The 9,048-nt window shown below is 65.8% G+C and carries 9 protein-coding genes; 3 read left to right on the forward strand and 6 right to left on the reverse strand.

Annotation, left to right across the window (positions count from 1 at the left end):
• The first annotated feature begins 168 nt into the window (after positions 1–168).
• The gene (gene apaG, locus DID99_RS24080) at positions 169–543 is read left to right on the forward strand and encodes a Co2+/Mg2+ efflux protein ApaG (RefSeq protein WP_057924835.1); all 375 of its coding nucleotides are present in this window, start codon (positions 169–171) and stop codon (positions 541–543) included.
• A gap of 79 nt (positions 544–622) precedes the next feature.
• Positions 623–1,855 carry a murein transglycosylase A gene (locus DID99_RS24085; protein ID WP_044845993.1) on the forward strand — a complete coding sequence of 411 codons (1,233 nt, stop codon included), beginning with the start codon at positions 623–625 and terminating at the stop codon, positions 1,853–1,855.
• A gap of 136 nt (positions 1,856–1,991) precedes the next feature.
• Here DID99_RS24085 and paaK read toward each other — a convergent pair whose 3' ends face one another.
• The 5 genes from paaK to paaN all read right to left on the reverse strand — a co-directional run bounded on the left by paaK (position 1,992) and on the right by paaN (position 7,616).
• Positions 1,992–3,290, reverse strand: a complete 1,299-nt coding sequence (gene paaK / locus DID99_RS24090; protein WP_044845874.1) for a phenylacetate--CoA ligase PaaK — start codon at positions 3,288–3,290, stop codon at positions 1,992–1,994.
• Positions 3,291–3,328: 38 nt separating this feature from the next.
• On the reverse strand, positions 3,329–3,781 hold the full coding sequence (gene paaI, locus DID99_RS24095; protein ID WP_185640894.1) for a hydroxyphenylacetyl-CoA thioesterase PaaI: 453 nt from the start codon (positions 3,779–3,781) through the stop codon (positions 3,329–3,331).
• A 1-nt stretch (position 3,782) separates the two neighbouring features.
• Positions 3,783–4,574, reverse strand: coding sequence for a 2-(1,2-epoxy-1,2-dihydrophenyl)acetyl-CoA isomerase PaaG (paaG, locus tag DID99_RS24100; RefSeq protein WP_124487913.1), 792 nt, complete (start codon positions 4,572–4,574; stop codon positions 3,783–3,785).
• A 45-nt stretch (positions 4,575–4,619) separates the two neighbouring features.
• Positions 4,620–5,822 carry a 3-oxoadipyl-CoA thiolase gene (gene pcaF, locus DID99_RS24105; protein WP_124571698.1) on the reverse strand — a complete coding sequence of 401 codons (1,203 nt, stop codon included), beginning with the start codon at positions 5,820–5,822 and terminating at the stop codon, positions 4,620–4,622.
• Positions 5,823–5,909: 87 nt separating this feature from the next.
• Positions 5,910–7,616 carry a phenylacetic acid degradation protein PaaN gene (paaN, locus tag DID99_RS24110; RefSeq protein ID WP_124487915.1) on the reverse strand — a complete coding sequence of 569 codons (1,707 nt, stop codon included), beginning with the start codon at positions 7,614–7,616 and terminating at the stop codon, positions 5,910–5,912.
• Between the two features lie 129 nt (positions 7,617–7,745).
• Between paaN and DID99_RS24115 the strand changes: the two genes are divergently transcribed.
• Positions 7,746–8,522 carry an enoyl-CoA hydratase gene (locus DID99_RS24115; protein WP_044845869.1) on the forward strand — a complete coding sequence of 259 codons (777 nt, stop codon included), beginning with the start codon at positions 7,746–7,748 and terminating at the stop codon, positions 8,520–8,522.
• A 160-nt stretch (positions 8,523–8,682) separates the two neighbouring features.
• Here DID99_RS24115 and DID99_RS37615 read toward each other — a convergent pair.
• Positions 8,683–9,048 (reverse strand): hypothetical protein (locus DID99_RS37615; RefSeq protein WP_221623060.1); only part of this gene is annotated, 366 nt, incomplete at its 5' end.

The raw sequence follows: 9,048 nt of genomic DNA on the forward strand, positions 1-9,048 counted from the left end.
AGCGGGGACGCTGCGGCGCAAAACCGCCATTCTACCGTCCGGCGACCCGGTGCGCGGCGACGGGCCGTGCGGATGCGGCCCGATTCCGCATAGAATGCCGAACCAGTGCGGCGCGCCCGCGGCCCTGCCGCTCGAGTCGGTGCGGCGGTTACCTACAGCGGAAACATCATGAGTCAGTATCAGTTCACCGTTTCGGTGAAAACCAGCTACTTGCCGGAACAATCCGACCCCGATCGGCGTCAATACGCATTCGCGTACACGCTGACCATCCGCAATACCGGGCAGGTCGCGGCCCAGCTGATCGCGCGTCACTGGATCATCACGGACAGCGAAAACCACGTGCAGGAAGTGAAGGGGCTCGGCGTCGTCGGGCACCAGCCGCTGCTGCAGCCGGGCGAACAGTTCGAATACACGAGCTGGGCCGTGATCGCGACGCCGGTCGGCACGATGCGCGGCGCGTACTTTTGCGTGGCGGAGGACGGCGAGCGGTTCGACGCGCCGGTCGACGAGTTTGCGCTGCACATGCCGCGCACGCTGCATTGAGCGTGCGGGCGCTGGTCAGCGCGGCTGGCGGTCGTTGCCGCGGGCGTGCTTCTTCCTGCCCGACGACGTCCACACGACGATGAAGATCAGCAGGGCAAGCGCTACGAAAGCCTCGAGCGCGAAGATGAGCATCGGATATTGGTCGAGAAAATCTGACATGGCGGTTTCCATCAAGAACGGACATTGTATGTGGTTTGGGCCGCGGGCGGCCGGCTGGGTTGCGGCGGTCGCGACGGCGGCGCTGCTTGCCGCGTGCGGCGGCGCGCCGACGCGCACGTCGACGCTCAAGCCGCCGACCGGTGCGGCGATCGTGCCGGGGCAGGTCGCCGCGAAGCGGCTGACGCCGGTCGCATGGCAACAGGTGCCGGGGTGGCAGGACGATTCGCTGATCGGCGCGACGGCCGCGCTGCGGCAGAACTGCGCGCGGCTTGCGCGGCAGCCGGCGTGGCAGCGCGCCTGCGCGGCCGCCGATCGCCTCGACGAACTCGACGTCAGCAGCGCGCGTACCTTCTTCGAAACGTATTTCACGCCGTTTCAGCTGGCGAACACCGACGGCACGCTCGACGGGCTCGTGACCGGCTATTACGAGCCGCTGCTGCATGGCTCCCGCGTGCGTCGCGGTCCTTACCAGTACGCGCTGTACCGCTGGCCGGCCGGCTATCGCGCCGGTGCCGCGCTGCCCGCTCGCGCGCAGCTCGAGCGCGCCGGCATCCTGAACGGCAACGAACTCGTGTGGGTCGACGATCCGATCGAGGCGTTCTTCCTGCAGGTGCAGGGCTCGGGACGCGTGCTGCTCGACGACGGTTCGGTGATGCGGGTGGGTTTCGGCGGCACCAACAACCAGCCGTATCGCTCGATCGGCAAGTGGCTGCTCGATCGCGGCGAGCTGACGCCCGCCCAGGCGACGATGCAGGGCATCAAGGCGTGGGCGAAGGCGAACCCGACTCGCGTGGATGCGTTGCTCGACACGAATCCGCGATTCGTGTTCTTCCGCGACATGCCGACGAAGGAAGATGCACCGCACGGCGGGGCGGACGGCCCGATCGGTGCGCTCGGCGTGCCGCTCACGGCGGAGCGTTCGATCGCGGTCGATCCGTCGTCGATCCCGCTCGGCACGCCGGTGTTCCTGCAGACCACGCGTCCGCTGACGAATACGCCGATGAACCGGCTCGTGTTCGCGCAGGACACGGGTTCCGCGATCAAGGGCGGCGTGCGGGCCGACTATTTCTGGGGGCTCGGCGACGACGCCGGCGACCAGGCCGGACGGATGAAGCAGATCGGCCGGATGTGGCTGCTGTTCCCGAATTCGTGATCCGCGGTGACGCCGGCACGCACGTGTAGCCGGCGCATCGAGACGAGGCAGCCCGACCGGTTTTGGCCGGTCGGGCTGTTTTTTCGAGGGCCGCGCATGATCGCTATTCCGGAGCGCCCTCGTGCCGTAGCCGGTATCAGCCCTTGCGCTTGTCGATGACGCGTCGCGCCTTGCCGACCGAGCGCTCGATTCCGTTCACGGGCAATACGTTGATGACAGCCGTCACGCCGATCAGCGACTTGATGTCGTGTGCGAGCGCCTGTCTGGCCGCGTGGATCGCGGCCGTGTCGGGGGCGGTTTCGGGACACGGCTCGACGTTGAGCGTCAGCACGTCGAGCGGACCTTCCTTCGTCAGCACGATCTGATAGTGCGGTGCCAGCGCGCGCTGCTTCAGCAGCTGTTCCTCGATCTGCGTCGGGAAGACGTTGACGCCCCGCACGATCATCATGTCGTCCGAGCGCCCGGTGATCTTTTCCATCCGGCGCATCGTGCGCGCGGTGCCTGGCAGCAGGCGCGTGAGGTCGCGGGTGCGATAGCGGATGATCGGCAGCGCTTCCTTGGTCAGCGACGTGAAGACGAGCTCGCCGAGTTCGCCGTCCGGCAGCACTTCGCCGGTTTCGGGGTCGATGATTTCCGGGTAGAAGTAGTCTTCCCAGATGGTCGGGCCGTCCTTGGTCTCGACGCATTCCGACGCGACGCCCGGGCCCATCACTTCGGACAGCCCATAGATGTCGACCGCGTCGATGCCCATCCGCTGCTCGATGGCCACGCGCATGTCGTTCGTCCACGGTTCCGCGCCGAAGATGCCGATGCGCAGCGAACTCTGCGCGGGATCGAGACCCTGGCGCTCGATCTCGTCGGCGATCGACAGCATGTAGCTTGGCGTCACCATGATGATGTCGGGCCGGAAATCCTGGATCAGCTGCACCTGCTTCTCGGTCTGGCCGCCGCCGAACGGGATTACGGTGAGCCCTGCGCGTTCGGCGCCGTAGTGTGCGCCGAGCCCGCCGGTGAACAAACCGTAGCCGTAGCTGACATGAACCTTGTCGCCGCGCCGCGCGCCGGCTGCGCGGATCGAGCGCGCGACGAGATTCGCCCACGTATCGATGTCGCGTGCCGTATAGCCGACGACGGTCGGCTTGCCGGTCGTGCCCGACGACGCGTGAATGCGCGAGATCTGGTCCTGAGGCACCGCGAACATGCCGAACGGGTAGCTGTCGCGCAGGTCGCTCTTGGTCGTGAACGGGAAGCGCGACAGATCCGTGAGTGTCTTCAGGTCGTCGGGATGCACGCCCGCTTCGTCGAATTTGCGGCGATAGACGGGGGAGTGCTCATACGCATGCCGGAGCGACCATTTCAGGCGTTCGAGCTGTAACGCGGTCAGCTCGTCGCGTGAAGCGGTCTCGATCGGCTCGAGCGGTAGCGGGGTAGTCATGCCTGTCTCCAGTGATTGTTATGAGCGAGCCGTGGACGTCAGCGGTCTTCCGGGAGGACCGTGCCCTTGATCTGGGCCGATTTGCCGCGAAACATCGCGACCGTTTCGCCTGTCTGGTTCGTGACGCGGATGTCGTAGACGCCATGCCGGCCGCTGCGTGTCTGCTCGATCGCCTCGGCCGTCAGCAGGTCGTTGCCGTAGACGGGGCGCAGGTATTCGATCGAGCAGCCCGCGGCAACGGTATTCAGGTTGTACGAGTTGCACGCGAACGCGAACGTCGAATCGGCGAGCGTGAAGATGATGCCGCCGTGGCAGGTCTGGTGCCCGTTCAGGAATTCCGGCCGTACGCGCATCTGCAGGCGTGCGTAGCCGGCGCGCACTTCGGCGATTTCCATGCCGAACGCGCGGCTGCAGGCGTCCGCGTCGTACATGGCCCGTGCTGTCGCACGGGCGAGCGCATCGGGGTCGAGCGTGTCGGTGGAGGTGGTCATGTCAACGTCCCTCGAACCGCGGCGCGCGCTTCTCGATGAACGCCTTCACGCCTTCCGCGTAGTCGTACGACTGGCCGAGCTTGCGCTGCAGGTCACGCTCGAGGTCGAGCTGCTGGTCGAGCGTATTCGTGACGCTGTCGCGCATCGACTGCTTGATCGACGCGATCGCGAGCGTCGGTTGCTGCGCGAGCTGGTTGGCAACTTGACGGGCCGACGCGGCGAGCGCATCGTCGTCGACCGCGCGCCAGATCAAGCCCCATTGTTCGGCCTGTTCGGCGCCGAGCTTGTCGCCGGTCAGGGCGAGCCCCAGCGCGCGTGCCATGCCGACGCGTTGCGGCAGGAACCATGTGCCGCCCGAATCGGGCACGAGCCCGATCTTGACGAAGGCCTGGATGAAACTGCTCGAGCGCGCGGCGAACACGATGTCGCAGGCGAGCGCGAGATTCGCGCCGGCGCCGGCCGCCGTGCCGTTGACGGCGGCGATCACCGGAATCGGCATGCGTTGCAGGCGGCGGATCAGTGGATTGAAATGCTCGTCGATCAGCGTGCCGAGGTCGGTGGACGCGCCCGGCGTGAAGTCGAGGTCGGCCAGGTCCTGGCCTGCGCAGAAGCCGCGCCCCGCACCCGTCAGGATCAGCGCACGCGCGCCGGCCGTCTCGACTTCATCGAGTGCCGACTGCAGTTCGCGGTGCATTGCCCGCGTGAAGCTGTTCAGCTTGTCCGGACGGTTGAGGGTGATCGTGGCCACGTGGGCAGCCTGATCGATATCCAGCTGGATCGCCTGATATGACATGCAGTGTCTCCTTCATGACTTCGTTATAGGCGCGCGGTGCGTCGGTTACACGCGTTCGATGGCGATCGCGATGCCCTGGCCGACGCCGATGCACATCGTACAGAGCGCAAAGCGGCCGCCCGTACGCTCGAGTTGATGAAGTGCCGTGGTCACGAGCCGGGCGCCCGATGCACCGAGCGGGTGGCCGAGCGCGATCGCGCCGCCGTTCGGGTTCACGCGCGGATCGTCGTCGGCGACGCCGAGCATGCGCAGCACCGCGAGACCCTGCGACGCGAATGCCTCGTTCAGCTCGATCACGTCGAACTGGTCGATCGTCATCCCGAGCTGGCGCAACAGTTTCTGCGCGGCCGGCGCCGGGCCGATGCCCATCACGCGCGGCTCGACGCCGGCGGTCGCCATGCCGACGACGCGCGCACGGCGGCGCAGCGCGTATTGATCGGCGGCTTCCGCGTTGGCGAGCAGCAGTGCGCATGCGCCGTCGTTGACGCCCGACGCGTTGCCGGCCGTCACCGAGCCGTCCGGGCGCACGACGCCCTTCAGCTTCGCGAGCGCTTCGAGCGACGTTTCGCGCGGATGCTCGTCGACGGCTACGACGAGCGCGTCGCCTTTCTTCTGCGGAATCGTCACCGGGACGATTTCCTCGGCGAGCGTGCCGTCCCGCTGCGCGCGCGCGGCTTTCTGCTGGCTGCGCACCGCGAACAGGTCCTGGTCGGCGCGGCTGATGTCGTAGTCGACCGCGACGTTTTCGGCCGTCTCCGGCATCGAATCGACGCCGTATTGCTGTTTCATCAGCGGATTGACGAAACGCCAGCCGATCGTCGTGTCGAAAATGGCGGCCTGGCGCGCAAACGCGCTGGCGGCCTTGCCCATCACGAACGGCGCGCGCGTCATGCTTTCGACGCCGCCCGCGATCATCAAGCGCGCCTCGCCCGCCTTGATCGCGCGCGCGGCGGTGCCGACGGCGTCCATGCCCGAGCCGCACAGCCGGTTCAGCGTCGTGCCCGGCACGGCGGTCGGCAGGCCCGCAAGCAGCGCGGACATGCGCGCGACGTTGCGGTTGTCCTCGCCGGCCTGGTTCGCGCAGCCGTAGATCACGTCGTCGATGGCCGACCAGTCGACGTTGCGGTTGCGTTCGATCAGCGCCTTGAGCGGCACCGCGCCGAGATCGTCGGCACGAACGTCTTTCAGGGCGCCGCCGTAGCGGCCGATGGGGGTGCGAATCGCGTCGCAGATGTAGGCGTCGGTCATGGGTGTGTCGATGTGCAACGAACCCGCCGGTTGACGGATTCGTTCATGGTAGAGAACGTGGCGGCGTTTGCACGTCGGCCATTCGGGTTATGCCGTCTGGCCGGCTTCCGCAGGCACTGCCTTCGGCGCAACATGGACGCGGCTTTGCACCACGCGGAACCGATTGGCGACGAACGCCGGGTCGGCCAGCGCCGCGTTGGCGGCCGGGTTCGCGCCGGTGCCGTGGAAGTCGGAGAAGGCGGCCGACTGGTTGACGAACACGCCGCCCGTCAGGTTGATCGACAGCGCGACGCCGCCACGCACCGCCGCATCGTGCGCAGCGTCGAGGACCTTGTCGTCGGTGCTGTAGACGGACAGCGTCAATGCGCCATGTTCCGCGGCGATTTCGCCGGCGAGATCGAGCGACTGCGCGGTCGAGTCGGTCGCGATCACGAACGAGATCGGGCCGAACCATTCCTGCGTGAACTTCGCACGGTCGGCCACGTCGAGTTGCAGCACGAGCGGCGTGCGCACGCGAGCGTCGGCGAACGCCGGGTGCTGGAGCGTCTGGCTGTCGGCGAGCACGCGGCCGAGCTTGCGCGCGTCGTCGATGCGCGCGGTCACGCCGTCGTTCTGGATCGCGCCGATCAGTTCGACCGAGCGCGCCGGGTCGCCGGTCAGCTTCTGCACGGAGACGGCGATGGCCTGTGCGACTTCGTCGAAGCTCGCATGACCGTCTGCCGTCCGGATGCCGTCGCGCGGCACATAGATGTTCTGCGGTGCCGTGCACATCTGGCCGGAGTACAGCGCCAGCGAGAACGCGATGTTCTTGGCTGCAGCCTTCAGGTCGTCGGTCGAGTCGATCACGATCTGGTTGACGCCTGCCTTCTCGGTATACACCTGTGCTTGGTGGGCATTGCGTTCGAGCCACGTGCCGTTTTGCGTGCTGCCCGTGAAGTCGATCAGCTTGATTTCAGGACGCAGCGCGAGGTCCTGCACGAGGGCGCCGTCGTTCGGCTCGGTCGCGAGGAGCGTGACGACGTTCGGATCGAAGCCGGCTTCGCGCAGCACGTCGCGGGCGATGCGGACCGTGATCGCGAGCGGCAGGATCGCGCCCGGATGGGGTTTGACGATCACCGTGTTGCCGGTCGCCAGGTCGGCGAACAGGCCCGGGTAGCCGTTCCAGGTCGGGAACGTGCAGCAGCCGAGCACGAGGCCGGTGCCGCGCGGGACGATCGTATAGCGCTTGTGCATCGCGAGCGGCGGGTTCTTGCCTTGCGGCTTCTCCCAGTGCGCATCGGCGGGGATGCGACGCAATTCGTCCCATGCGTAGGCGACCGCTTCGAGTGCGCGATCCTGCGCGTGCGGGCCGCCGGCCTGGAAGGCCATCATGAACGCCTGGCCCGTCGTGTGCATCACGCTGTAGGCAATCTCGAAGCTCGCACGATTCAGTCGCGCGAGAATTTCCAGGCTGATGCCGATCCAGGCGCTCGGGCCGGCTTCGCGCCATGCACGCTGGGCCGCGGCGGCCGCGGCAATCAGTTCGTCGGGCGTCGATTTCGGGTAGCGGATGTCCAGCGCGACCCCGTACGGCGACTGCTCCGCGCCGACGGTTCCGTCGGACGCCGGCTGGTCGAGCACGAACGTGTTGCCGAGGTGTGCTTTGAACGCCGCTTCGCCATCGGCGTTCGCGCTTTCCCCGTACACTTTGGGACTCGGCATTTCCGCGAACGGGCTCCAGTACCCGCGGCTCTCGATGGCGGCGAGGGCGTGTTTCAGCGTGTCTTCGTGCTTCGTGAACAGTGCATGGGTCATGACGGCGGCCTGATGGACGTTGAGAAGGGTTGGATCGATTAATTAACCGACCGGTTGGTCGGAGAATGGTAGCATCAAACTATTCGCATGTGCGAGGCGTTTCTCATTTCATTGATCGAGGAGAAATAGATGTCTTACGAGAACATCCTGGTGGAGACCCGGGGGCGAGTCGGGCTGGTCACGCTCAACCGTCCGAAGGCGCTGAATGCGCTGAACGATGCATTGATGGATGAATTGGGCGCTGCGCTGAAGGCGTTCGACGCGGACGACGAGATCGGCGCAATCGTCGTGACGGGGAGCGAGAAGGCGTTCGCGGCCGGGGCCGACATCGGCATGATGGCGACCTATTCCTATATGGATGTTTACCGCGGCGACTACATCACCCGTAACTGGGAGACCGTCCGCGAGATCCGCAAGCCGATCATCGCTGCCGTGGCGGGCTTCGCGCTCGGCGGTGGCTGCGAACTCGCGATGATGTGCGACATCATCTTCGCGGCGGAAACGGCCAAGTTCGGTCAACCCGAGATCAAGCTGGGCGTGATGCCTGGCGCAGGCGGTACGCAGCGCCTGCCGCGCGCGGTCTCGAAGGCGAAGGCCATGGACATGTGCCTGACCGCACGTTTCATGGATGCAGCCGAGGCGGAGCGGGCCGGGCTGGTGTCGCGTGTGCTGCCTGCCGACAAGCTGCTCGACGAGGCGATTGCCGCTGCGACGACGATCGCCGAGTTTTCGCTGCCGGCGGTCATGATGGTCAAGGAGTCGGTGAACCGCGCATACGAGACGACGCTGGCCGAGGGTGTCCATTTCGAGCGTCGACTGTTCCATTCGTTGTTCGCTACCGAAGATCAGAAGGAAGGGATGGCGGCATTCGTCGAGAAGCGGAAACCGGTATTCAAGAACCGTTGATTCGCCGGCGGCCGGGTGGAGCTTGGCGAGCGACGGGTGTCGGTCGCCGCCATGATCGCCTGGTGCAATGAACCCAAAGCCCCCGTGCGCGGCAGCGCACGGGGGCTTTTCAAAATATTTTCACAAAGGGGGTTGCGCAGACGAGGGCAGGTGCTTAGAATCACGCCTCTTTCGCGCTAACGGAAACGCAGCGCGGGGGAAGAAGGGAAGCGGTGCTGTCGGGCGGGTCGTAGCGGCCTCGGCGGTGCAGGAAGTTGACCCCCAGTCGTCGCAACGAAGCAGTTAAAAAGTTGTTGACGAACTGAAAAAGACGGTTCATAATCTCGCTTCTCTGCTGCTGAAAACGCAGCGCTGCTGAGAAACACGGTTTCTCGCAGAAATGCTCTTTAAAAATTAACAGCCGATAAGTGTGGGCGCTTGATGGCAGCGAGCTGATCCTTGGATCAGATAGCGAAAGTATCAAGAGTCTCACACTAAAGTAAGTCAGGTTTATGAAGTGATTCATATTCCTGTCAGCTTTGAGTGA

This window comes from Burkholderia sp. Bp8986, assembly GCF_003854225.1.
GTDB lineage: Bacteria > Pseudomonadota > Gammaproteobacteria > Burkholderiales > Burkholderiaceae > Burkholderia.